Annotated in this window: 21 protein-coding genes and 2 pseudogenes; 8 read left to right on the forward strand and 15 right to left on the reverse strand. The window is 64.5% G+C overall.

Annotated elements, in window-relative coordinates; translation table 11 throughout:
* Positions 1-164: 164 nt before the first annotated feature.
* Positions 165-440 carry a hypothetical protein gene (locus AC1GI4_RS19155; RefSeq protein WP_277286506.1) on the reverse strand — a complete coding sequence of 92 codons (276 nt, stop codon included), beginning with the start codon at positions 438-440 and terminating at the stop codon, positions 165-167.
* Here AC1GI4_RS19155 and AC1GI4_RS19160 point away from each other — a divergent pair.
* Positions 324-614: an EAL domain-containing protein gene (locus AC1GI4_RS19160; protein ID WP_479630627.1), complete on the forward strand. Its 291-nt coding sequence runs from the start codon at positions 324-326 to the stop codon at positions 612-614. The two genes, AC1GI4_RS19155 and AC1GI4_RS19160, sit on opposite strands and share 117 nt — an antisense overlap.
* Before the next feature lie 120 nt (positions 615-734).
* Here the strand turns inward: AC1GI4_RS19160 and AC1GI4_RS19165 are convergent, their stop codons facing one another.
* Positions 735-1,910: a zinc-dependent alcohol dehydrogenase gene (locus tag AC1GI4_RS19165; RefSeq protein WP_147036811.1), complete on the reverse strand. Its 1,176-nt coding sequence runs from the start codon at positions 1,908-1,910 to the stop codon at positions 735-737.
* 674 nt (positions 1,911-2,584) lie between these two features.
* Between AC1GI4_RS19165 and AC1GI4_RS19170 the strand changes: the two genes are divergently transcribed.
* The gene (locus tag AC1GI4_RS19170; RefSeq protein ID WP_479630628.1) at positions 2,585-4,753 is read left to right on the forward strand and encodes a catalase; all 2,169 of its coding nucleotides are present in this window, start codon (positions 2,585-2,587) and stop codon (positions 4,751-4,753) included.
* Positions 4,754-4,848: 95 nt separating this feature from the next.
* Here AC1GI4_RS19170 and AC1GI4_RS19175 read toward each other — a convergent pair whose 3' ends face one another.
* From AC1GI4_RS19175 to AC1GI4_RS19190, 4 genes are read right to left on the reverse strand one after another with little or no spacing between them, the layout of a single operon-like run.
* Positions 4,849-5,445 carry a class I SAM-dependent methyltransferase gene (locus AC1GI4_RS19175; RefSeq protein WP_479630629.1) on the reverse strand — a complete coding sequence of 199 codons (597 nt, stop codon included), beginning with the start codon at positions 5,443-5,445 and terminating at the stop codon, positions 4,849-4,851.
* The gene (locus tag AC1GI4_RS19180) at positions 5,442-6,095 is read right to left on the reverse strand and encodes a PIG-L deacetylase family protein (protein WP_479630630.1); all 654 of its coding nucleotides are present in this window, start codon (positions 6,093-6,095) and stop codon (positions 5,442-5,444) included. Before AC1GI4_RS19180 ends, AC1GI4_RS19175 begins: the two co-directional genes overlap by 4 nt.
* Positions 6,092-7,078, reverse strand: coding sequence for an acyl-CoA dehydrogenase (locus AC1GI4_RS19185; protein ID WP_458597110.1), 987 nt, complete (start codon positions 7,076-7,078; stop codon positions 6,092-6,094). Before AC1GI4_RS19185 ends, AC1GI4_RS19180 begins: the two co-directional genes overlap by 4 nt.
* Entirely contained in the window at positions 7,075-8,037 is a 963-nt protein-coding gene (locus AC1GI4_RS19190; protein ID WP_479630631.1) for a glycosyltransferase family 2 protein, read from the reverse strand. The genes AC1GI4_RS19185 and AC1GI4_RS19190 overlap by 4 nt, the downstream gene beginning before the upstream one ends.
* A 248-nt stretch (positions 8,038-8,285) precedes the next feature.
* Here AC1GI4_RS19190 and AC1GI4_RS19195 point away from each other — a divergent pair.
* A pseudogene (locus AC1GI4_RS19195) lies at positions 8,286-8,450 on the forward strand (hydroxyisourate hydrolase); the annotation flags it as partial.
* 7 nt (positions 8,451-8,457) lie between these two features.
* On the opposite strand, the gene AC1GI4_RS19200 reads toward AC1GI4_RS19195, so the two are convergent.
* Positions 8,458-8,856 (reverse strand): hypothetical protein, encoded by a 399-nt coding sequence (locus tag AC1GI4_RS19200; protein WP_479630632.1) that lies wholly within the window; start codon positions 8,854-8,856, stop codon positions 8,458-8,460.
* Between the two features lie 24 nt (positions 8,857-8,880).
* On the reverse strand, positions 8,881-11,754 hold the full coding sequence (locus AC1GI4_RS19205) for a PAS domain S-box protein (RefSeq protein ID WP_479630633.1): 2,874 nt from the start codon (positions 11,752-11,754) through the stop codon (positions 8,881-8,883).
* Positions 11,755-11,899: 145 nt separating this feature from the next.
* Here AC1GI4_RS19205 and AC1GI4_RS19210 point away from each other — a divergent pair.
* Positions 11,900-12,139 (forward strand): annotated as a pseudogene (locus tag AC1GI4_RS19210) (deaminase); the annotation flags it as partial.
* Between the two features lie 308 nt (positions 12,140-12,447).
* Here the strand turns inward: AC1GI4_RS19210 and AC1GI4_RS19215 are convergent.
* The 6 genes from AC1GI4_RS19215 to AC1GI4_RS19240 form a co-directional block, all read right to left on the reverse strand.
* On the reverse strand, positions 12,448-12,933 hold the full coding sequence (locus AC1GI4_RS19215; protein ID WP_479630634.1) for a GNAT family N-acetyltransferase: 486 nt from the start codon (positions 12,931-12,933) through the stop codon (positions 12,448-12,450).
* A gap of 298 nt (positions 12,934-13,231) precedes the next feature.
* The gene (locus AC1GI4_RS19220) at positions 13,232-14,395 is read right to left on the reverse strand and encodes a patatin-like phospholipase family protein (protein WP_479630635.1); all 1,164 of its coding nucleotides are present in this window, start codon (positions 14,393-14,395) and stop codon (positions 13,232-13,234) included.
* A complete protein-coding gene (locus AC1GI4_RS19225) occupies positions 14,392-14,841 on the reverse strand; it encodes an acyl-CoA thioesterase (RefSeq protein ID WP_069319930.1) in 450 nt (149 codons plus the stop codon). Before AC1GI4_RS19225 ends, AC1GI4_RS19220 begins: the two co-directional genes overlap by 4 nt.
* 1 nt (position 14,842) lies before the next feature.
* A complete protein-coding gene (locus AC1GI4_RS19230) occupies positions 14,843-16,216 on the reverse strand; it encodes a Dyp-type peroxidase (protein ID WP_066693436.1) in 1,374 nt (457 codons plus the stop codon).
* Positions 16,216-16,911 carry a hypothetical protein gene (locus AC1GI4_RS19235; protein WP_066693438.1) on the reverse strand — a complete coding sequence of 232 codons (696 nt, stop codon included), beginning with the start codon at positions 16,909-16,911 and terminating at the stop codon, positions 16,216-16,218. The genes AC1GI4_RS19230 and AC1GI4_RS19235 overlap by 1 nt, the downstream gene beginning before the upstream one ends.
* A gap of 22 nt (positions 16,912-16,933) precedes the next feature.
* Entirely contained in the window at positions 16,934-18,022 is a 1,089-nt protein-coding gene (locus tag AC1GI4_RS19240; protein WP_479630636.1) for a catalase family protein, read from the reverse strand.
* A gap of 169 nt (positions 18,023-18,191) precedes the next feature.
* Here AC1GI4_RS19240 and AC1GI4_RS19245 point away from each other — a divergent pair, with 169 nt between their 5' ends.
* Together AC1GI4_RS19245 and AC1GI4_RS19250 are read left to right on the forward strand one after the other, a co-directional pair.
* Positions 18,192-18,758: a TetR/AcrR family transcriptional regulator gene (locus tag AC1GI4_RS19245; RefSeq protein ID WP_479630637.1), complete on the forward strand. Its 567-nt coding sequence runs from the start codon at positions 18,192-18,194 to the stop codon at positions 18,756-18,758.
* 355 nt (positions 18,759-19,113) lie between these two features.
* Positions 19,114-19,758, forward strand: a complete 645-nt coding sequence (locus tag AC1GI4_RS19250; RefSeq protein ID WP_479630655.1) for a recombinase family protein — start codon at positions 19,114-19,116, stop codon at positions 19,756-19,758.
* Between the two features lie 23 nt (positions 19,759-19,781).
* Here the strand turns inward: AC1GI4_RS19250 and AC1GI4_RS19255 are convergent, their stop codons facing one another.
* A complete protein-coding gene (locus tag AC1GI4_RS19255) occupies positions 19,782-21,215 on the reverse strand; it encodes a transposase (RefSeq protein WP_479630638.1) in 1,434 nt (477 codons plus the stop codon).
* Between the two features lie 378 nt (positions 21,216-21,593).
* Here AC1GI4_RS19255 and AC1GI4_RS19260 point away from each other — a divergent pair, with 378 nt between their 5' ends.
* Both AC1GI4_RS19260 and AC1GI4_RS19265 read left to right on the forward strand, forming a co-directional pair.
* Positions 21,594-22,136 (forward strand): hypothetical protein, encoded by a 543-nt coding sequence (locus AC1GI4_RS19260; RefSeq protein ID WP_479630639.1) that lies wholly within the window; start codon positions 21,594-21,596, stop codon positions 22,134-22,136.
* A 32-nt stretch (positions 22,137-22,168) separates the two neighbouring features.
* Positions 22,169-22,546 carry a hypothetical protein gene (locus AC1GI4_RS19265; protein ID WP_479630640.1) on the forward strand — a complete coding sequence of 126 codons (378 nt, stop codon included), beginning with the start codon at positions 22,169-22,171 and terminating at the stop codon, positions 22,544-22,546.
* The last annotated feature ends 370 nt before the right edge of the window (positions 22,547-22,916 follow it).

Consider the following 22,916-nt stretch of genomic DNA (forward strand, 5'->3'; position numbering starts at 1 on the left):
AATTGCCGAAATACGCCGGCATCCCCTTTTCGCAGACGGACCTTGGCAGCGTGCAAGTGCCTCAAGCGCGTCCTACCACCACCTTCGAGAGAGTAGGTGTTGATCGGGTGAGGTGTAAGCGGGCAAACGCCAAAAGCCAAGCTTCAGGCCCTTCGCGCCGCCCCTCACGACAGCTTCAACATGCAAATCAGCATCAGGCTGATTCCGCCCAAGCAGAAGAGCGACATCACCACCGCCAGCGTGACCCGTCCGCCAGCGTTGGCGACGGTGCGGATATCGACCCCGAGCGCCGCCATGGACACCACGGTCAGCAACGTCGCGGTATGTCCGATCGGTGCGACCGCAATGGTGGGCACCGGCCCGATCGATCGTTCGTTCGCGATCTGGCCGATGACGAGCGTGGACGGGCGCTTGTCCAGTCGATGATCACGTTGTCGCACGATCTCGGCTACCGGGTCGTTGCCGAGGGCGTCGAGACCGCCGCAGCCGCGGCGATCCTGGCCGAGTTGGAATGTGAGGAGGCGCAGGGTTACTATTTTGCCCGTCCGATGGAGGAAGAAGCGCTGCGGCTATGGCTCGTTGCCTCTCCGCAAGAAACATCCGTCGCAGCCTGACTGACACCTAGATCTGCCGACATACTTGGCGCAAGCTGATCGACACCGCCGCTGAACATAATGCACAGCGGCGGTGGCGATCGGCGTCGATAAGCGTCCTGTTCCCGGTTGTTCCGCTAATCAGCCGTGCGGCCGCATGACAACCTTGATTACACCTTCCTGCTTGTCACGGAACTTGGCGTACATCTCGGGCGCGTCCTCAAGACTGGCCGGATGCGTAATCACAAAGCTGGGATCGATCTCGCCCGCGACGATCTTATCCAGTAGCGGCTTGGTGTAACGTTGCACGTGGGTCTGCCCAAGCTTGATCGTCAGCCCCTTGTTCATCGCTGCACCGATCGGAAGCTTGTCACCCATCCCGACGTAGACGCCGGGCACGGACACCGTGCCGCCCTTGCGGCAGCTCATGATCGCCTGCCGCAGGACGTGGACGCGATCAGTGGCGAGCATCATGCTTGCCTTCACCTTGTCCATGACCGCGTCCGCCGCCCCGTGCGCGGCCGCCTCGCAGCCGACAGCATCGATGCAGCTGTCGGGGCCCCGGCCCTTGGTTCGCGCCTGCAGCTCGTCATAGACATCGGTTTCGGCGAAGTTAATCGTCTCAGCGCCACCGGCCTCCGCCATGGCGAGTCGCTCGGGCACCTCGTCGATCGCGATCACGCGGCCGGCGCCCATCATCAGCGCGGAGCGGATGGCGAACTGGCCGACCGGACCGCAGCCCCAGATCGCGACGGTGTCGCCATGCTCGATTTGCGCATTCTCGGCGGCCATGTAGCCGGTCGGGAAGATATCCGATAGGAAGAGGGCCTGCTCATCGGTAACGTTGTCGGGAATCTTGATCGGACCGACATCCGCCATCGGCACGCGAAGATACTCCGCCTGGCCCCCGCAGTAGCCGCCCAGCATGTGGCTGAAGCCGAACAGCCCGGCGGGCGAATGGCCCATCGCCTTGGCGGCCATCTCGGCGTTCGGATTGGTTTGATCACAGGCCGCAAACAGACCCTTTTTGCAGAACCAGCAATCGCCGCAGCTGATCGTGAACGGCACCACCACCCGGTCCCCGATCTTGAGGTTGGTGACCTCGGACCCGAGCGCCACGACCTCGCCCATGTTCTCGTGGCCGAGGATGTCGCCGGCCTCCATGGTGGGCTGGTAGCCATCCAGCAGGTGAAGGTCCGACCCGCAGATCGCGCAGGCGGTTACTTTGATGATCGCATCGCGCGGGTGCTTGATCTCGGGATCCGCAACGGTGTCGACGCGGACATCGCCTTTACCGTGCCAGCATAGTGCGCGCATGTCGTTTCCTCATCTGAGTGGATGTCCCTGTCGTCAGGGCCATGTCTATGACGCTCAACGCCTTGAGCCGCGGCATGGGTCCCTGTCCATTTGATTCGTTTACATCAACGAGCGGCCGTAAAACGGCCGTACGGCCAGCGGGTTGAACGCAGACGGCATGCCCGGCTTGAAAGCCAGCAAGATAATGAAGTGGGTCGCCCAGGCCGTGCAGCCGGCCGACACGATGGTGACAGGTTCTCACAGGCTGCGCGTCTTCCGCCCTGAGCGTACGGCATGGTCGGCCAGGGCAAAGGACGCATAGATACCGCAGAGGCAAACCAGGCCCGCGAGCAGCACCAACTACGGATCGTGGTCGTGCCGGACGCAGTCGAAAACCTGTACGACCTGGGAGTACATCATGCTCGGCTAACGGCAAGGCATTACGACATCCTCAACCGGTTCATATCGGCTTTCCCTGGCTGTGATCCAGGACCAAGGAAGCCGCAGTCGGGTTCTGCGCAGCCATGAGCACTTACGTTGCCGAGCCCGCGCCTGTCGTCCGAACCGGCAACCATGCTCGACTGACAGAACTTGATTTTCGCTCCTCCGGGTCGGTTCCCAGTCGCTACAAAGATTTATGCCTCGCACCGCCGTGGCGCTGGTGGCATTAAGGGCGTGATCGGAGGATTACGTCCATGGCACGCAAGAGCATCAAAAGCGACGCGGTGAAACTCAAGGGCGAGACGGCCAGGAAGGCACCGCCGCTGCCGGCGGGTGCCGACCAGCCGACGAACTATGCCGAGCAGCAGGGCCATGGCGGCGAAACCCGCCAGACGACCTCGGACGCGGCACTTACCATGACCACGCAGCAGGGCATCCCGATCGCGGATGCCCAGAACAGTCTCAAGGCGGGTCTGCGGGGCCCCACGCTGCTCGAAGACTTCATCCTCCGCGAAAAGATCTTCCATTTCGATCACGAGCGCATCCCGGAGCGCGTCGTCCACGCACGCGGCTATGGCGCGCACGGCGTGTTCGAACTGACCGACAGTCTGGCCGACTACACCCGCGCCGACGTGCTGAGCACGGTCGGGCAGCAGACGGAGGTGTTCGTCCGCTTCTCAACGGTAGCGGGCAACAAGGGCTCGCGCGATCTGGCGCGCGACGTGCGCGGCTTCGCCGTCAAGATGTACACGAAGCAGGGCAACTGGGACATCGTCGGCAACAACATCCCGGTGTTCTTCATCCAGGATGCCATCAAGTTCCCCGATCTGGTCCATGCGGCCAAGCAGGAGCCCGACCGGGCGTTCCCCCAGGCGCAAACCGCACACGACAATTTCTGGGATTTCGCCAGCCTCACCCCGGAAGCCTGGCACATGATCATGTGGATCATGTCCGATCGCACGATCCCCCGCTCCTTCCGCACGATGGAAGGCTTCGGCGTCCACAGCTTCCGCCTGGTGAACGCGGAAGGCAGGTCGACCTTCGTCAAGTTCCACTGGAAGCCGCGCCAGGGGCTCCAGTCGGTGCTGTGGAACGAGGCGGTCAAGATCAGCGGCGCCGATCCCGACTATCATCGCCGCGATCTCTGGGAGGCGATCGAGAGCGGTGACTTCCCGCAATGGGATCTCGGCGTCCAGCTGTTCGATCAGGAAACCGCCGACAAGCTTCCCTTCGACCATCTCGACTCGACCAAGCTCATCCCCGAGGAGGACGTGCCGGTCCGCATCGTCGGTACGCTCACGCTCAATCGCAACGTCGACAACTTCTTCGCCGAAACCGAGCAGGTCGCCTACTGCACGCAGAACATCGTGCCGGGCATCGACTTCAGTGACGACCCGCTGCTGCACGGCCGCAACTTCTCCTATCTCGATACCCAGCTGAAGCGGCTCGGCAGCCCGAACTTCACCCACCTGCCGATCAATGCCCCGCGCTGTCCGGTGATGAACTTCCAGCAGGACGGCCACATGGCGATGCGCAATCCGAAGGGGCGCGTGAACTATGAGCCGAACAGCTGGGGCGCGGAAGGCGGTCCGCGCGAGAACCCGGAGATCGGCTTCACCAGCTTCCCCGCCGAGGTTCAGGGGACCAAGCAGCGGATTCGGTCCGAAACCTTTGCCGATCATTACAGCCAGGCACGGCAGTTCTATCTCAGCCAGCAGCCGATCGAGCAGAAGCACATCGGCGACGCGCTGGTGTTCGAGCTGTCGAAGGTAGAGCGTGTCGACATCCGGGCCCGGGCGGTCAGCCACCTGCGCAACATCGACGAGGACCTCGCCGCTACCGTCGCGGACGGGCTCGGCCTCGACCTACCGGACGCCGCCAAGGCGGCCAAGCCGACGCTAGACCTGCCGACATCGTCGGCGCTCTCGATCGTCGCCAACGGCCCGGCGAATTTCGCCGGGCGAAAGATGGGCCTGCTGCTGACCGATGGGTCGAGCGCCGAGCTGTTCAATGCGCTGACCAAGGCGCTGGAAGCCGAAGGCGCGGTCTGGGAGGTGGTCGCGCCGAAGATCGGCGGGGTCACGCTCGACGACGGCACCAAGGTCGCGGCCAAGCAGAAGATCGACGGCGGACCTTCGGTCCTGTTCGATGCCGTCGCGGTGCTCCCGTCCGAGGAGGGGGCTGCGATGCTCGCCAAGGATGCGGCCTCCAAGGACTTCGTGGCGGACGCGTTCGGCCACTGCAAGTTCATCGGCTACACCGCTGCAGCCGCCACGTTGCTCGACGCTGCCCGGGTGCCGGAGCTTGACGATGGCTTCGTAGCCCTAAGCAAGAGCAAGGACGTCAAGGCGTTCGTCACGACCTGTCGTGACCTCAGGTTCTGGGCTCGGGAGATGAAGGTCGATCTCGACGCGGCGGCCTGACGACCCTGGCGGGAGCGGCACGTGGACGTCCTGCCGCTCCACTTAACGGCAAGCCTCATATCGCACGGACGTGGGACGTGCTGCCTCGCTCGCGTTCAACGGGATCGGGTCATACCATCGGCGCGGGCCGCGGTAACGACCCAGCGGCCGGTGCGGCGCGCGGTGCGAACCGTCCAACAACGCCCGGTCTCTGCGAGGAACCGGGCGTGGATCCCTGCCGCGTGCTGGGCGAAGTCGTAGAAGTCGATCCTGTGGTGCGCGAGCACGATGGTGCCGCCTGGCGTCAGGCGGGCGGCCATCTCACGCGCAACCCGGGCCATGTCTCGCGCTGAGAGGTAATACAGGATCTCGGCAATCACGATCACGTCATAGACGGGACGTGGCGGTCGACCGGGGAGCACGAGCAGCGATGCGCACGCACGAGGCCAGGCAGCGACGGCGCGTGCCGTCAGGTCGACCCCTTCCCTCGTGCCCTCGGTCGCATCGAGGCGCAACGCCTTCCTCGCGATCCCGACACTGTTGGAGCCGTTGCCGCTGGCCAGCTCCAGCACCCGTCCGACCGGTCGGTCACCTATTGCGTGCAGGATCGCGGTACGCTTCACCGCCTCGTCACGGGCGGTGAAGGTGCGCCAGGGATCGTCGTCGCCGGCGAACTTGGCGGCGAACCCCGCAAGATCGATCGGGTTCGTCACCTCGAACCCGGCCGGTAGCGCTCGACCGGACGAGCAAAGGCCGCAAGCTCGTGTCTCGCGATCGTGAAGCCTGCTGGATCATCGGAAACGGCGCCGAGCTGCGTCCGGTAGACGCGGATCAGCGACCGCTTAACCGGAACTCCTCCAGGCACAGCGATGCGCCATGCCGGTCCGGACCGGTCCGGGCGAGGCGGCCACACGCGGTAGGTCAGCCGACCGTCGCCACCCGGACACCGGGCGACGGCCGCGGCTACGGCGCGGTGATCGGGATGGTCGTCATTGCAGGCCGGTCCGACGATGAGATCGAGATCCCGGCATCGTGCGACCTGGCGGCGCAGCGCGCGATAACAGCGCCCCGGGATCGAGGGCAACTGGCCATCGGGCAAATTGAGGAACGAGACGTCGCCAGCAACGATGCCGAGACGACGTAGCGCATGAAGGCTCTCACGCTGGCGAGCCGCGACCAGTCGCGTCCTCGGCCATTTTCGGCTGCCCCGGTGAGATGCGGCACCATCGGTCACGACCGCAACCCGGACCCGAGCTCCATGGCGGCGAAGCCGCGCAATGAGGCCTGCCGCGCCGATGACCTCGTCATCCGGGTGCGGGGCGATCACCAGCGCGACACGCACGTTTCGCAGCGCGATCCTCACAGGATGGGGTCGAGGATGTGCTCGGCGACAGCCTGGCCGACGCGAAGGCGATGCGCGTCAGGCGCCGGCTGGCGCAGGTACACCATGAGATCGGCGATCTTTGCCGCCAGCGGATGCGACAGGAACAACCCCTGCAGCCCGACCGCCTCCTGCGCGATCGTCAGGGCGCGCTCGGCAAAACCGGCGATCGATAGCCGCGCAGCGGACACCCGGGCGAGGCGTTCCGCATCCGTCCCGCTGAACCAGGCGCCCGCCGTGTCGCGGATGCTCGCCGCTGCACCCTGGGCAAGCAGGAACAGGTCGGCGAGCCGTGATGCCTGGAACGGATCGGAAGCGCGCTCGTGGGTGGTCAGGTGGTCACGCACCGCGTCCAGCAGACCCGCGATACCGCCGGCATGAACCGCGGCGAAGCGCAGCGCGCCTCCGCTGAAGAACGGCTCCCGCGCGTAGCTGCCGGGCTCGCCGATCGGGTCATCTTCACCGATCGCGGCGCGGGACCAGCGTACCAGATGTGTCTCCGACCGCTGCATGCCGATCGTCTGCCACCACTCCCGATCGATGGCAGGCGGATCGGCCTCAAGGTCGAGCAGGAGCAGCTGCGGCCCGCGATCGCTATCCGCGGTCACCAGCGCGTGAGTCAGTATCCCCGCCCCCGATGCATAGCCCTTGCCGCCGGTCAGCCGTCCGCCGGTAAGCACCAGCGGCTCACCCGGCAGGCCCGCATTCCACACACCCAGCATCGCTCCCGCAGCGATCCGCGCCCGCAACGCAGCGACCTGGGACGACGTGCCGTATCGAAACACGATCTGCACCGCATCGACATGCCCCTCCAGCAGGCGCCCGATGGGGAGATCCCGGCGTCCCGCAGCGTAAAGAGGGCGGAGCAGGTCCAGATATGCCTTGGGCGTCGTCGGATCGCCGGCGGGGTCGGTCGCCCACCCCGCCGCGACGATCGCATGGCGCAGAGCTCCGGCCGTCGTCATACCGCCTGCTCGCAAAGCTGGTGCTCGAGCGTTGCCAGGGCATGCTCGGCCTCGGCGAGGGTGACGTCGGGTATATCGGGCAGTGCCGGCACGACACGCATGGCGAACGCCTCTGCGTTGGGGCAGTCGCGCGCGACGCCGATCACATGGTCACCGGTCAATCCGATACGGTCGCCGAAGCGAGCTGCGACAAAGGAATCGGGGAGCCCGGCCCAGATGCGGCGCGCCTCCGCCTGCTGTCGGTATTGCCATGCCGCCCCTCGCGGATGCGGCATTGAGGGTGCCCCATGATGGTCGATGGCACTGAGCGCAGCGGCCATGCCGCCCGGCGCCCGGCCGAGCCGCCGTGAGGAGGTCGCAACCACCATGCCGGGATCGCGGCGCACGCGAAACCCGGCGCGCCCGGCATCGTCGAGCAGGGCGGCGTCCTCGCCGCATGGCGCCGGCTGGAAGCCGCCCAGCGCCTGATAGGCTCCGGGTCGGAAGGCCATGTTGGCGCCTCCCGAGCAGTGGGAGCCGGTCGGACTGTCCCACGGAACGGGGTCGACCGATCGTCGGTAGGCGTGAAGCCGATCGAGGTAGCGCTCGACCCTCCCCTGCACCGGATCCCGCTCCGCTGCGATCCGGACGATTCGCCCGGCGACAAGGTCGGCCGAGGCCAGGCCCTGCAGTGCCGCCCTGACCCAATCGGCACGGGGCTGGCTGTCGGCGTCGGTCGTCAGGAGAATACCGTGGGGCGTGCTCGTCGCATGATGCAGGCCGAGGGCGATGGCGGCCCGGCGTGCACGACCGGCATTGGCATCAGGGGACGGGTCTCCCTGAGCCACCGTGAACGGAAGGGCCATGCGACCAGCATGCTCGCGTATCACCTGCTCGCTCGCATCCGAGCAATTATCGAGGAGGAAGAACACGGCAGCCTCGACGTCGCCCAAGTCCAGTCGCCCGATCGCCTCCAGCAACTTCGGTAACGCAGTCTCCTCGTTGCGGACCGGAACACAGATCGCAGCTGACACAGGTCGCAACGGCACCCCCACCATCGGTTTCGCAGGACCAACAACCCTGCCTTGAGGAACGATAGGTGATCGAGCCCGGTTTCGATAGCTGCTCGCGGTGATGCAAGATGCCAGATCGTCATGCAGGACTACAGGTTTGCCCGATCTCGACCGAGAGATCGGCCTCGGGTAGGTAGCCGTCGCGGTTCGCGCCGGGCATCTACAAGCTGCAGTTCGACATGTCGGGCTACCCGGACGCGAAAGCGGCGCCATTCTTCCCCGAGATCGATCTCGTGTTCCGCGTCATCGACCCTGCCGCGCACTACCATGTCCCCGTCGTGGTCAGCCCCTACGGCTACTCCACCTACCGGGGCAACTGACCACCAATCACGCCTCGAACATCGGCTTGTATAGCTCGTGCTCGAGCGAGCGCAGGTACCGGTCGAGGCGGTCGACCAGCGCTGCGACGTCCGCAGCATAGGTCGGGACGTCCGAAGCGATCGCGTTGCTGCTCCAACGCCGTATGTGGTCGGAGTAGCGCAGTCGAAGCTCGCGATCCTCTTCCATGATCCGCTCGTAAGTCGGCATCCGATCGGCGAAATAGCCTCGGGCCTCCTTGTTCCAGCCCTGCTGTGTAGGCAGATACTCCCGTACCGCATTGGCCAGGTTCATGCGTAGCCGGCCGAGGTCGGTAAGCGGAGGTCCAGCCTTGACGCAGTCGCGAAGCGCGTAGGCAGCGGCGCGGATCGCCTCATGGGCGCGCCTGCTATCATCTGGCATCATCATCTCGTCCTGCTCGCCATCCTCTTACTAGCCGTCGTTGCTGGCGCGCCGCGCGCCGATCATGGCCGTCGCACGCTCGGTCGCCGCGCGCGTGTCGTTGGCCAGCTTCTTGACCTCCGACGCGACCACCGTGAACCCCCGGCCTGCCTCGCCCGCCCGCGCCGCCTCGATCGTTGCGTTGAGCGCGAGCAGGTTGGTTTGTGCAGCGATGCCGCCGATCGCGGTCACGATCGTGTCCAGCTCGGCCACCGTGTCCTGCAATGCCTGTCGGCGCAGGTCGAGCGATCGCTGCAGCGCCTCGCTTTCGGCAAGGCGGTGCTCGGCTTCCCGCTCCAGCAGCACCTGGCGCGTGATGTCGGCGGCGATCTTAACAACCTTTCTCGGCCGTCCATCGGCATCGAGGATCGGGTTGTAGGAGGCCTGGATCCAGATCTCGCGGCCGTCATGCCCGATCCGGCGATACCGTCCCGCATCAAACTCACCCCGCGACAGCCGCTCCCAAAGCCTCGTGTAATCGGTCGAGCGCGCTTCGGCAGCGTCGCACAACATGCGGTGGTGCTGGCCCACGAGCGCCTCGCTGCCATAACCCAGCATGATCTGCGCGTTCCGGTTGGCGGACAGGATCAGCCCGTTCAGATCGAACTCGATCACGGCCTGGCTGCGATCGACGGCCGCATCGCGGCCGCTGAACTCCGCATCGCGCTCACGCGCCTCGGTAATGTTGGTCGCGAACTTGACGATCTTCAGCGGCCGTCCGTCCGGATCGAGAATGGGATTGTAGGTCGCCTGCAGCCACACGTCGCGGCCGTCCTTGCTGATCCGGCGGTATAGACCTGCGTCGAAGGCACCGCCGGCCAGCTTGCGCCAGAACGCGGCATAGTCGGGCGAGCGCGCATAGTCAGGGTCGCACAGGAGGCGATGGTGACGGCCTATGACCTCGGCCCGGCTATAGCCCAGCGCGTTGAGGAAGTTCTGGTTGGCCTCCAGGATCGTCCCGTCGAGCCCAAGCTCGACGACCGCCTGGCTGCGGTCCATCGCCTTTGAGCGCGCCTCAAACTCGGCGCTGCGCAGCTTCGCGTCCGTCACGTCGGTGGCGAAGCCGACGATCTTCACGACCCGTCCGTCCGGATCGAGAACCGGGTTGTAGGTTGCTTGGAACCACAGGTCGCGGCCCTCACGGTCGCGCCGCTTGAAGATGCCCGTCATATGCTCGCCGCGGCCAAGCGTCTCCCAGGCTGCCGCATAGACGTCACTCGAGGCGAGTTCGGGAGGACACAAAATCCTGTGGTGCTCGCCCGCGACATCCTCCGGTGCATAGCCCAGTGCCTTGAGATAGCCGTTACTGGTCGCGAGGATGATGCCTTCAGGGGCAAGCTCGATCGTCAGGGCCGAGCGCCGCATCGCCAGCGTGAGCGCTTCGAACTCGGCATTGCGCTGTCGGCTCTCCGTCACGTCGGACGCGAACTTTACGATCCGCACCGGGCAACCATCCGGGTCGAGCACCGGATTGTAGGTGGCGCGGAGCCACAGCTCGCGGGCATCCTTGCCGACGCGGCGGTAGGTCCCGGCATCGAACTCGCCGCGGCCGAGCTTCGCCCAGAAGGCGGCATAGTCGGCTGTGCCGGCGTAAGCGGGGTCGCAGAACATCCGGTGGTGCCGCCCGACCACCTCGTCGCGCGTATAGCCCGTCAGGCGAAGAAAGACGTCGTTGGCGTCGAGGATGATGCCGTCGGTCGCGAACTCGATCACCGCCTGGCTGCGATCGAGCGCCGCGAGCCTCGCCGCGGAATCGGCAGCCGCCAGCTTGCTCACGGTCACGTCGGTCGCGACCTCCAGAACCCGGATCGGCCGCCCCTTCTCATCGAGCACCGGGGTGTAGGTCGATTGCAGCCAGACCACACGCCCGTCCTTCGCGATGCGCCGGTACTCACCCGTCTGGTGCTCGCCGGCAGCGAGTTTTGCCCAGAACGCCGGATCGCTCGATCTCGATGCGGTGCCACTTGTTTCGTGCGAGCGGTCGGGGAGCCCTGCAATTTCGTCCAGCCGGTAGCCCAGCGTATCGAGGAAGCGTTCGTTCGCCCAGCGGACGGTGCCGTCGAGGTCGAACTCGGCAACGAGGCTGGAGCGGACCAGCGCCGCCCAACCCGCATCCGTTGTCCCGCGCGCCCGCAAGGCGAGCACGGCGCGCGCCTTGGCGGCGCCGACCGTCACGACCAGGACCGCCAGCGCTGCAACAGCGATGAGCGGCGCCATGAGGTCGGGCGCCAGCACGATCCCGCCCGTGCCGGCCGCAGACCCGGAGATCACGGCGCTGATCGCGGCCATGCCGGTGAAATGCAGCAGCAGGATCGCTAGCGTCAACAAGGCGGCAGCGGCAGTTCCCGTGGCGGCGCCGCGGCGAGCGATGGCGAGGTACAGCGCCGGGGCGACCGGCAGCACCGCGAGGAAGACCGAGGCGACGACCAGGACGGACGAGACGCGGAAGGTGCCCGGAAACAGGACGGCGCTCATGCCCAGATAGTGCATGGCCGAGATGCCCGTGCCGACCATCGCCGCACCGGCGACATAGCCGATGCGGTCGTGCCTGAGGACGCACGTCCGCAGCCCGGCCCAGGTCATGACGATGGCGATGGCCAGCGACGCCAGGGTACGTCCCGGCAGGTAGCCGACCACGATGCCGGGATCGTAGCCGAGCATCGCGATGAAGTGGGTCGCCCAGATACCCGTCCCCGACGCGAAGGCCGCGCCGAGCAGCCAGCGGGACCGCTCGCGCGCCGGCGCGGCGCCAAGATGGCGCAGAAGGAACACGACGCTGCCGGTCGCCGCGATGCAGACCAGGGCCGCGAGCGCGACCAGCCACTTGTTATGCTGATGGGTCAGACAGAAGAAGGCGTCGAACATCTGTTGCGCCCTTTCTCGCCGCGCTAACAAGGTAGAATGCCTTAGGTTAACGGGACACTAAACGAGGAATGAGCATCAGGTTCAGTCACGTTGGCTGCCAAGTGTTCGTCTTAAGCGTTGCTCGCGTCGACAAGGAGAAAACGTAATGTGCGCTGGCGCCGATGAGCAGTGGATGCGAAGAGCGATCGAGGTCGCGACGTCGAAAGGCTCCGATCCGTCGACATCGCCGCTCGGATGCGTGATCGTGCTCGACGGCAAGGTGATCGCGGCCGAGCGCAACCAGACGCACGAGCTGCTGGACGCCACGGCGCATGCCGAGATGATGGCGATCCGGCGTGCCTGCGAGAGTACCGGGCAGATGGAGCTGCGCGGGGCAACGCTCTATTGGAGCGCGCGGCTACAGAGCGACTATCCGCTGGCGCAAGCGAATGAGGCGCAGGTCGCGATCCATGCATCTGTGGCCGGACTCGACTTGTCACTGCTGAGGACCTCGCCACACGGCGCACGGCGGAAGTAGGTGCATTGGTCGGTCCGCGACCACTATCAGGAAGGGAGTGCCCGTGATCACAGGACCGCAATGTCACGCGGCGCGCGTGCGGGTCGATATCGGGCGCCTCAACCAGCGGAACACTCGGGTACCTCCGAAGGCGCCACGGGAGAGTGCGAGAGTAAGGCGGGGCAACTGGAACCGGATCAACTCGCGAGATTTTCGTCATGCTTCGGGAAGAAGTCTGAGATGCTGCGGGTCATCCAGCGCGCCTCGGGACCATAGGTGGCAATCTTGACGGCGAGATCGGGCGAGACGGGTTCTTCTGCAAACCCGAGAGCGCGCCAATACCCAGCAGCCTTCTCTACGGCAATCAATTCCGCCTGAAGAAGTCCGTCGCGACCCGCAGATGCGAACGCGTGCGAGACAAGGGGTCGCCCGATGTTCAAGCCCCGGCCGGCGACCGAGACTGCGAGGTCGTGGACGAACAGCACCTCGCCAGCCGTATCGGCGAGAACACTTCCAACCGGCGGGGGTGACTGGGGAATCCAACCATGAGCCAGAAGGTACGCGATGACCACACCGTTGCGCTCAGCCACGAGGCAGTAGGATGCGCTTAGCCTGAGGCGACTGGCGAACGCTTCGGCGTCCTCGCGCAGAAACGCTGGATAGGTATCCGTTTGAAGGATCATCGCGACGGGAAGGTCGCGTGGCTCGAACCGTCGGATAGCTGGAAGGCGAGGGATGCACTGCATGCGTGATTGTACCTCCAGCAGCCATGTGAAAAGAAGGTAGGTAAAGCATCAGGCACCAAGGCGTTTACACTTCTTCCGCGGAAGCCTTGCGGAGAGCGTGATCAGCGGTGAATGTAAGCCCTTTTTAGCAGCAGTGCGTCCTTCGCGGGGCGGAGCCTATTTGCCGATTACCTCCACGCCTGCGATCTCGATCGTACACTGCTTCAGACGGACGACCCATACCGCCATGATGCCGCTAGCGATGATCGGGATGATCTGCGATGAGAAGATCGGCCGTTGTGGGCGGTGCTTTCAGCCACGTGCCGGCGCGTCCTCGCTCCACCCCATAAGCATACAGGCGGCGCATGTACCCCCTCTCGAATAACTTGTCGCTTGGCGCGACGTCGTTCCCGATGAACGTCACGTTCCAGTCGATGCCATGGCGATGCGCATAGACGTAGCTGGTATCCGCCAGCGTCAGCAGCGCCGCCTGCTGGTTGAGCGCGAAGGCGCGTTTCAGGATCGGGACGAGCCGGGGCTTCACCATCTGAAAATCGCCACCGAGCCGGCTGTTCATTAGCAGGTAGACATGCATGCGGGCGGCATCGTCGATGGGTACATCGCTTACCGCAAGGTGCGGCGGGATCGCGAGAATGCCTGCGGTGGTCCCGCCGTCGGCGTGAAGCTCGTGCACGGGTGCGCCACCTGCGGACGCGTCAATCACCACCGGCGGGAACACGACCGGGATGGACGATGAGGCAAGCAATACCCGGCGGAACAGCGCCAGCTTGTTTGGCAGCGCGCTGGCGGCAATGGCCCCCATGTCCCAGATTACGCTGCGTTGCGCGTCGAGATTGGCCGTAGCGACAAACAGGCGTCGGCCCTTCGCCTGCTCCTCGGCGATGCGCGCGACAAGTTCCGGTGTCACCTCACGTGCGATCAGTTTCGCAAGCGGTGCGGTGGAGGCGACACTGGTCGATCCCGGTATCGCAAGTGGGAAGCGGGGATGGAAGATGTCCCTTGCGGATACGCTGGTGTAAAACCGGGCGATCGATGCATCGCCTTCCTTGCCCAGAAAGGCAAAGGGAGCGATCAATGCCCCGGTGCTGACCCCGGTGACAACGCTGAACTCCGGACGCGTGCCGCTCTGCGTCCAGCCGTTGAGCACACCGGCGCCATAGGCACCCTCGTCAGCACCACCCGAAAGAGCCAGCATCGTTACCGGCTGCCCGGCCGGCACATCGGGTCGCATCCGCTGCGCGGCATCCGGCAGATCCGCCCAGAAACGGACCTCCGGCGCACCGGCAATAGCGGCCGCGGCACTTTGCGCCCCGGTGAACGGCACGCGCTCCACCGTGGTACATCCACTGACAAACGCCATTGCGGCTATCGTAACGGCGCGGAGGATCTGTCTGGTCATCGCATGGCTCCACTAGCCGTAGTTGCTTCAGTGTCACGAAGATAGAAATGCTGAGCAAGATCGGGACGAATACGCACAAGTTGCCTGGACCCGCGATCGATGCACACCAGCGTAGACTCAACTATGGCAACGTCTTCGCCGTTTCGCTCGAAGCGAGTTTCAAAGTGGGCACGACATCCTTGATGACCAATGACGCGCACTACGGCGACGATCAGATCGTGCAGCACGGCGGGCCTGTGATAGACCACGTCATGACGGTGCGCGATCCAGGCGAGCGTCTCTACCTGTTCTGGCGGCGCGGTCTTGCGCCAATAGGCGTTGACCGCTTCTTGCATCCACATGAGATAGATGGCGTTGTTCACATGATCGAGATCGTCGATCGCTCCCGGACCGACCCTGATCGGATGCCGATATTCAACGTAGCGGCCCGGACCATGGTCAGGCATCTCAGTTCCACGATCCTGCCGCGATCCATCGCAAAGCGGTGAGCGAAGGCATGAACATATATTCGCCGCCACGCAGCCGGTTGTACGTGGTGACACCGTCTATACGGCGACGAACCGGCTCGGCAGGCACGGTGAAGCGTCCGGGTTCCTCATGCAGGCCGACCACAGGATCACGCTCCTTCCCCAGGTCGATGAAATTACCGCGATTGATCCATTCCTGCTGCAGAAACTCGATCGTGTCGAACGCACGTGCCGAGATGAAGATGAAGAAGATGCCGCGATCGTCCTCGCCATCGTCGGCAGCAGTCAGGTCGGCCGACCATTTCGGACCGAAGGTGGAAGAGCGGCGGATGATCCGGTGGATGTTTTCGTCGGTCAGGATCGTCAGTCGCTCACCGCGCGGATTGAGGCGGCGCATGTGCGCGCCATGCGGACAGACAATTCCCGCCTTGTCGCCCGAGAAATCAAAGTCGTTGCGCCGGGCCGGATCGGCGCCCAGCTCTTCGTCGTCGCGGGTCGGCGACAGGATCAGCGGTGCCCCCGATCGCCAGCGGCCGAACATCTTGGCGGCCAGCAGCTCCTGCGCCGCCTCATCGTTTGCCTGGCCGCGCACGAAATCGTTGAATGCGCCCGGTCGACTGTCATACTTGCGCAGCACGACATAGGAACCGTTCCGCCCCAGCGCGTCAGGCTGCGGTATCTCCAGCGGCGCTCCCGTTTCGCTGTCCTCGCCCAGGATGAACTCGCCCGGCGCGATCGCGCGCTCCTGCCCCGGCTGTGGATCGACCCCGGCACCCGCGACGGTCGGCTGCGACACCGAGTCACGAAAGCCGAACGGGTTCTTGGCATCCGCATCGGCTCCGAAACGATGTGTTCCGATCAGCGTCACGCCGCTCGATGCATGATATTCGGACATTGCCCGGTCGGTGGCTTCGTCAAGCCGGGCCTGATCCGAAGCGAAGATGGTGAGCGCGATGTGGCAGCGATTGTCGCGATACGCCTCCTCCCATTGCTCGGGAGCATTCTCTCCCGCGTCACGCAGCTGCTCGGCGCGCGCCGCCATTCCCTGACGAAACGACAGAGGAAAGCTGGCGAGCGAGCCTTCGGGCACCCCAAGCGCCTTCAGACCCGCGTGACTGATCGCCACGCCGGTCCATGCCGTCAGCTCTTCGGTCCAGTCTGCTGCGGCAGGGATATGCGGCGCGAGCCTTCGCAGGAGATCGCGGCCACCCGCGGCGTCGTCGACGTGAAGCATTGCGTGAATGCCGACATACGGTTCAGGCCGCGCGCGCAGGATCAACGCCTGAATGTCGTCCAGCTGCAGCGTCACGCGGTCAGGGCGGAAGCGGTCCTTGAGGTGCTGGAGGATACCCATCAGTAATCCACTCCGTGCGGCACCGACACCTGCCTGGACAGCAGGGCCAGCGCGTCCCGTGTCGCGGGGTCCACAGCGGTGTTGCCGGCCATTGTATCGAGGAAGGCATCGAGCGCCGTCTCCATCCGCTGCAGCCGCCGCACGTCCACAACCGTCACCTGCGGGTTGGCGACGAACCAACCGGCCGCGTCGATCTGGTGATCGGCGATGAAATCCTTCACGTCAGGCGAGGCAATCCCCGGCCACCCTTCGACATTGGCGAACAAGAGATCCATCAGGTCAGGGATCTTGGTCGCGAAGTCGTTGATATAGGTATCCCAGTCACCGTCGTACGCCGTAGCGAACAGGATGCGCGTGTCGTCGTCGAACAGGACGAAACGCATGTCATGCAGCGTCGAAACTTTCTGGGCGCCGTCGAAATTGCCGCCGGTCAGGTTGAAGATGCGACGCAGCCGGTCGCCGCCGCCAGGCTTGAGTTTGGCGATTGCAGTCAGTTCGGACACATTGCCCGATTGCCGGCCGGCCCGGCCCGCCGACCCGGCGGTGCCCTTGAACAGAGGGTTGTGGTTGCGGATCAAGCCTTCGATCGCGATCCTGGCCAGCGTGGGGGCATCGGCGGCGATTTCTGCGGCGAGGCGACGGAACTCTTGCAGACGGGTTTCGTCATCAAGCCTGGGATCTTTACTGTCGGCCATGAACGGCTCCTTCTGGTTCGGATCAGTCCGGAATTTCATCAAGCGAGCGTGGTTCGCGCCGAGCCACGGCATTCAGCCTGTGCCGCTGGCTGGAGGACGATTCATACGCTGCCTTGCGGATTCGCATGATGCCGCCGAGCGGCCGATGCGCCGCGACCCCGTTCCACGGGTTGAAGGCGAGATGGTCGTCGCCATGCACCTGTCTCGCCGGGGCATAGGCATCCTGGGGAGGGAACGTCAGCGTTGCGATCGCGCGATGCGGTGAAAGGGCAGGATCCCACAGGACCGCCGCGTCCTCGACCGGCATTGTATCCGGGTCGACGCATAGCTGCGCGCGTAATTCGTAGGTGGCGCCGGCGTGCCGGAAATGGTCGACTACCGCGTCACGCATGGTCGAGAAGCCCGCCTCGACCTGCCGTCCGGTCAGTTCGGCCACCCCCCCGACCGGCGCCAGCGACAGTTTCGCAACATGATCGCCGTAGCGGATTGCCGCCTGCGTATAAAATGTCTCGCCCAGCATGTTCGCATGGTCGCGCGCCAGTCCGTCAAGCGTGGCATTAGGGCTGCCGCCTAGCGCCTCCACAGCGCCCTTCACGCCACGCGCGGCAGCGGCGATCAGCCGCTGCGCCGCCTCAGCCGCGTCCGCGTTCTTTTCAAGCAGACCCAGCATGACCTTGTATTTGGCGATCGTACCAAAGGCGAGCGTTGGAAAATTGACCATCAGGAAATCCTGATTGGCCCCCCCGAGGGTGGGTGACAGGCGCTCGCCCCCAACGCCGATGACCTTGACCGCAAAGCCGCGCGGGGCCGGCACTGCATCGCTGTGAATATCGCCCGGTGACGATGACAGCCGGGCCACGATCTCATGTTCGCAAGGGTGGGCGAAGATGCCTTGGGCCAGTTCGGCCGGGAGGTCCGGATGAACCGTCATCTGCCCTTTCAGGATTGCATGGCTCTTCGCATGTGCATCCCGATGCGCATGGCGATGCCGCTCCGCATGGGCAGCCTGCGTCGCCGCCATCTGAGCCACGATCTCTCGCGTCAGCGCAGCCTCGTCCGGCTGCTCGACCTCAAGATCGTCGCGATAGGCAATGGGGCGGCTGGGTATCACGCGTGGCAGCTTTCCTAGACGAGAATGCCTTTAACATATCACCTGATATATTAGTTGCAATGCCGGCGCGGCTGTTGCCCTCGGACCTAACAGATTGCATTCCGGTCTGGTGGAATACGAGGCAACACTAACGACGCGGGGGATGCCAGGCCGCAGGAAGCGTCCCGAGATGCGGATGGAGACGCGGGCGCGACTGCTAGACGCCGCGATCGGGCTGATCGTCGCGAGCGGGGTCGCAGCCGCCTCGATCCGCGGCATCTGCGAACGCGCTGGCTTCTCGCAGGGCGCATTCTATTCGTATTTCGCCAGCAAGGACGATCTTCTCTTCACGCTGGTCGAAGAGCACATGGCGAGCATGGCCCGAAAGCTCGACACGTTGGTGGCGGATACCCGTCATCAAACCGCAGAATCCATCTTGGATACGATCGGGCGCAGCCTGGATGCCCTGTCCGTTGATGCGCGTCATTCCGTACTGATGGTTGAGCTTCACCTTCACGCACGACGCAATGCGCCATTCCGCACGCGCTTCGAACCGGTCAAGGTCGCGTACGAGGCCGCCTTCGCCGACGTCACCTCCCATCTGTTGAGGCGTACCGGCCTGACGCCGGCGATGCCGAGCATCCAACTGGCGCGCATCCTTCTCTCGCAGTGGTCCGGTTCGATCCTTCAAGAAGTGCACGATCCCTCTCCCTCGACCCAGATGCGTGAAGTGTTTGCCGCACTTGTGAGAAACTGACGCCGAACGTCCCCGGCCTGAAGGGCCGACAGGATATGACAACTTGTCACTCACGTTCAGGGTCTGCCTCGTCCACGGTGCCACGGCAGGATGGCAGTAGGGCAACCCGCAGATGAAGCCGAAGCGGTTGGGGGCTGCTTCCGGTCCGGGTACGCACTCCCGAAGCAGACCCCAACCGCGCATTGCAATGACGCGCAGGCGCTCATCGTGATTGTCACTGGGCAACAAGAAAAACGACCGGTTTTCTGGCGGTAGCGGTTTTTGCCACGACGACGCCCTGTAGAGATCGGAAAACTCGTTGCGGAAACCACCGGCACATTGCAGGGTGGTATATATCTTTTCTGGCGGGGTAATGATGCTCATCGGATATGTGCGGGTGTCCAAGGCTGACGGATCGCAGACGCTGGCGCCGCAGCGCGATGCGCTGCTCGCCGCCGGTGTCGATGCGTCGCGTATTTATGAGGATCTCGCTTCGGGTCGCCACGATGCCCGGCCCGGCCTGACTGCCTGCCTCAAAGCGTTGCAGCCCGGTAATACACTGGTCCTCTGGAAACTGGATCGGCTCGGCCGCGACCTCCGGCATCTGGTCATCACCGCAGAGGCGCTACGCGAACGTGGCATCGGGTTGAAGGTGCTGACGGGCGCTGGCGCGCAGATCGACACCACCACCGCCAACGGTCGGCTCGCTTTCGGCATCTTCGCCGCTTTTGCAGAGTTCGAACGTGAGTTGATCGCCGAGCGCACACAGGCCGGCCTTGCCGCGGCGCGTGCCCGGGGGCGGATGGGTGGACGACCCCGCAAGATGGATAAGGCGACGCTGGCGATGGCAATGGCCGCCATGTCCGATCGCAATGCGATCGCAGCCGATGTCGCACGGCGTCTTGGGATGACGACGACGACACTCTATATGTATGTGAACGGTGACGGCACGGCCAAGGCGCCGGGCCAGGCACTGCTCGACGGTGTGCCGTACCGCAAAGAACGACTGCGCGCCGCGTGATGAAGCACGCCGCGCTTCAGCGATCAGGCATATCGCCGAGCGGGCAAGACGATCACGTCATGTTCGATCGATCGGGCCGAGATTGCAGCCGGGGTCAGGGCCGCGGGAACGCAGGCACCCCGGCGTGGCTTGCCCGTCAGCCGGTGTGGACGCGCCAGAATCATAAGGTTCATCACCGCCGCGCCGATCAGGAACTCTTCTTCCGCTCCGCGGATGCCGCGCAGGTGAAGCCGCCTCATGCCGTGCTTGCCCTTGGCGTCAGCGAAGAACCGTTCGACCCCGCGCCGCAACCGCATCGACCGCTTGTAGAGGCCGGTTTCTACCTCGGCTCTGGCAAGATCGCGGACGTCCTCATCATCCAGACGGACCAGAGTACGACGCCGCGCCGTTGTGCATTTCTTCCGAAGCACGCACGTCTCGCAGTCTCGGGCATCGGCGGCATAGCGATGCACGCCAGTGGACGGATGGAAGGCGTGGTGCGGGAGCGGCTTGCCGGTCGGGCAGATAAAGCTGTCGGTGTTACGATCATAGCTGAAGGCCGTGCGCGGCAGCTTGCCCTTGGTCTGCTGCGTACGGTCGATCACGGGGATGTGAGGAATCGCACCGTGATCCCGCACGAAGCCGAGAAAGACAGCGCTGCCATAGGCCTTGTCGGCAGCAACCCGCTTGGGGTGGTAATCGAAACGATCGGCCGACCGCCCGAGCATGACGCGGCCGGCATTGACCTCTTCCGCAAAGCGAGCGGGCGTGGCCTCGATATCGAGCGCTACCCCGCTCGGGGTGTCGACCAGCGCGTTCAGGGCATAGCCGAACCGCGCGCGGCCCGGTCGCGCCGACCAGGCTGCGGCCGGGTCGGTTCGCGATACGCCGTCAAAATTTTTGGAGCCGCCCGGCTTCGTCACAACACTGCTCTGATCGCTCAGCCACTCACGGACCGGGCGACCTGCGTTGGCCACGTAAGGCAAGTAGCCGGGAATGGTCTTGCGCTGCCAGCATGCGTCAGCCTCGATGAACGAGGCGTCGATCGCGGCATCCTTCCCGCCAACAAGACCTTCGCCGATGCAGCGTCGAACCGTGCTCTCGAACAGGGTCCGAAACACGCCAGCGTCGCGGAAGCGACCGTGTCGGTTCTTGCTGAAAGTCGAGTGGTGCGGAACCGTGTCTCCCGGTGCGAGACGGCAGAACCAGCGGTAAGCCAGATTGTAGCGCAGCTCCTCGCACAGGCGCCGCTCGGACGTAATGGCATAGATGCGGCCGATCAGGGTCATGCGGATGAGGAGCTCGGGATCGATCGACGGTCGTCCCCGTGCGCTGTAGTGAGCGGCGAGCGCTCCCCTCAGTTCGCTCGTGTCGAGACATCGGTCTATGCGACGCAACAGGTGGTCTGCGGGCAACATGGCTTCTATGGTGCGGCAGGACGCCCCTTCCCGCCCACCGCGACAGGTTGGTCCCATCATGGCGCTGCTCCTCTGAGTAGGGTCAAAACGAAGGAGCAACCCGGCATGTCCGGCATTTTTCAACAGGCCCGACCCGTTTGCGACGTTCGGTCCGCCACGATCGGATCGGCGGTCTACCCTGTCGCCGGACGAACGCGCCGCGATCGTCCGCAAGGCCGGAAACTGGCTCGCAGTGCGCCAACGCGTCCGACTGGTCGACGCACCGGGATCCGTTGATCCGGCATTCGGTATCCAACGCTTTCTCGGGCGAGCGGGCGTGGTGTGGCGCCTATGCGGAGCCCCATTCGCAGACCACTGCTATGTCTTCTTCGATCCCGTTGGAGCCGAGCGCACGGCCAAGATCGAGATGGCAGAGCTCCGAGACCTGGAGCCGGTCCGATGAGCTGGCGGGAGCCCGACCTCTTCTACGGCGACAAAAAGCCGCCGCGGTCGCTCGCCCCGATGAAAACCTATCGTGCAGAACCGCGTAGCGCGCCGAAGCCGTTTGCATGGGAGAGCATGGGAGCATGGGTCCGCCATATGCACCGGCTGTTCGCGCTCGAAGGCCCAAACAGCGATCATTACCGGCGAACCCGCGAGACGGCACGCGCCCTGACGGTCGACCGAATCCGTGAATGCCGTCACGATGACGATCTCCAGCGCTGCGAGGCGATGCTAGTCGAGGCCTCGGCCGGGTGGCTTTACGGTCTCGATCGGGCCTTCAACCGAGCGGAACGCGGAACGCTGCTGGTCGAGGTGCGCAACCGCCGTCATCTGATCGCCCTCGGGCGCGATGCGCCCAAGGCCAAGGGACCAAAGCTCGATCCGGGATACCTTCCTGACGACGCACTCGATCGGCTGATCCAATCTCACGCAGACGTCGCGACGGTTGACCGCCTGCGCCACGAACGGGAGCGACGCGCGATTGAGAGGGGAGGGTGAAAGACGTAAGGACAGATTGAGGGAGAATTACCATGCTTGGATCCGGCCCCTTCGGAGAGATGGTTGCCATCGAATGGCTTCAGATCGTCGCCGGGACGCCGATGGTGGTGATGATGTTTGTCCTGCTCCTCGCGATGATGAGGCGGGTTTCAGGGCAGATTGACGACCAGGCCGTCGCAAGCGTCGGTTACGGTATGGTAGCAGCTTCGGGTTTCGCCGCTGTCGTCTACCTGATCGGGCTCGCCTGCGTTTATACCGGCCTGATGTGGGAAGGAATGTTCCCTTACCGGCTACCTCAGAACTTTCTCGGCAGCGGCCTTTTCTTTCTGATCGGTCTTGTCACCTACAAGCTCCCGAAGCTGTTCGGTCCTTTCGACAAAGGGCTCGATCGCGACCAGACGCGCCAGTAATCATACTGCTGTAAGCGCCTCTAAGGCGCCCGCAAAGCTGTATCGGCAACGCGGTTCCTCTGTTCCTGCGATTTAGAGAAGACATAATCGTCGCCAGATAGAAATGACACCATCTGGTAGCAGCGGGGGCAGCGTGGAGCCATCAAAACAGCGCAGCGCTGCCCCCGCTGATGCGATCACCTTTCGGCTCCTGACCCCGGACCCGCTGCGCCAGCAGCGGGCTCGGTCACGCCATTTTTTGAACGCTCGAGCTTTCCCGAAACTCCGTCTCCGATGCCGCATTTCGGGAAAAGGCAATCGGGAACATATTTCGGGAAAATGGCTCCCTGTGAGACTGTCGCGCGCTGATCGGCCCGCCGTCGTGTAAGCT

The organism is Sphingomonas sp. 77B (assembly GCF_056497825.1).

Excerpts from the sequence above, each read along its gene's own strand:
- AC1GI4_RS19220 (WP_479630635.1), bottom strand. The coding sequence starts at position 14,395 with ATGACCAGACAGATCCTCCGCGCCGTTACGATAGCCGCAATGGCGTTT.
- AC1GI4_RS19165 (WP_147036811.1), bottom strand. The coding sequence starts at position 1,910 with ATGCGCGCACTATGCTGGCACGGTAAAGGCGATGTCCGCGTCGACACC.
- AC1GI4_RS19185 (WP_458597110.1), bottom strand. The coding sequence starts at position 7,078 with ATGACGACGGCCGGAGCTCTGCGCCATGCGATCGTCGCGGCGGGGTGG.
- AC1GI4_RS19230 (WP_066693436.1), bottom strand. The coding sequence starts at position 16,216 with ATGGGTATCCTCCAGCACCTCAAGGACCGCTTCCGCCCTGACCGCGTG.
- AC1GI4_RS19235 (WP_066693438.1), bottom strand. The coding sequence starts at position 16,911 with ATGGCCGACAGTAAAGATCCCAGGCTTGATGACGAAACCCGTCTGCAA.
- AC1GI4_RS19245 (WP_479630637.1), top strand. The coding sequence starts at position 18,192 with ATGCGGATGGAGACGCGGGCGCGACTGCTAGACGCCGCGATCGGGCTG.
- AC1GI4_RS19265 (WP_479630640.1), top strand. The coding sequence starts at position 22,169 with ATGCTTGGATCCGGCCCCTTCGGAGAGATGGTTGCCATCGAATGGCTT.
- AC1GI4_RS19225 (WP_069319930.1), bottom strand. The coding sequence starts at position 14,841 with ATGCCTGACCATGGTCCGGGCCGCTACGTTGAATATCGGCATCCGATC.
- AC1GI4_RS19205 (WP_479630633.1), bottom strand. The coding sequence starts at position 11,754 with ATGTTCGACGCCTTCTTCTGTCTGACCCATCAGCATAACAAGTGGCTG.
- AC1GI4_RS19200 (WP_479630632.1), bottom strand. The coding sequence starts at position 8,856 with ATGATGATGCCAGATGATAGCAGGCGCGCCCATGAGGCGATCCGCGCC.
- AC1GI4_RS19160 (WP_479630627.1), top strand. The coding sequence starts at position 324 with ATGTCCGATCGGTGCGACCGCAATGGTGGGCACCGGCCCGATCGATCG.
- AC1GI4_RS19215 (WP_479630634.1), bottom strand. The coding sequence starts at position 12,933 with ATGATCCTTCAAACGGATACCTATCCAGCGTTTCTGCGCGAGGACGCC.
- AC1GI4_RS19260 (WP_479630639.1), top strand. The coding sequence starts at position 21,594 with ATGAGCTGGCGGGAGCCCGACCTCTTCTACGGCGACAAAAAGCCGCCG.
- AC1GI4_RS19170 (WP_479630628.1), top strand. The coding sequence starts at position 2,585 with ATGGCACGCAAGAGCATCAAAAGCGACGCGGTGAAACTCAAGGGCGAG.
- AC1GI4_RS19255 (WP_479630638.1), bottom strand. The coding sequence starts at position 21,215 with ATGATGGGACCAACCTGTCGCGGTGGGCGGGAAGGGGCGTCCTGCCGC.
- AC1GI4_RS19250 (WP_479630655.1), top strand. The coding sequence starts at position 19,114 with ATGCTCATCGGATATGTGCGGGTGTCCAAGGCTGACGGATCGCAGACG.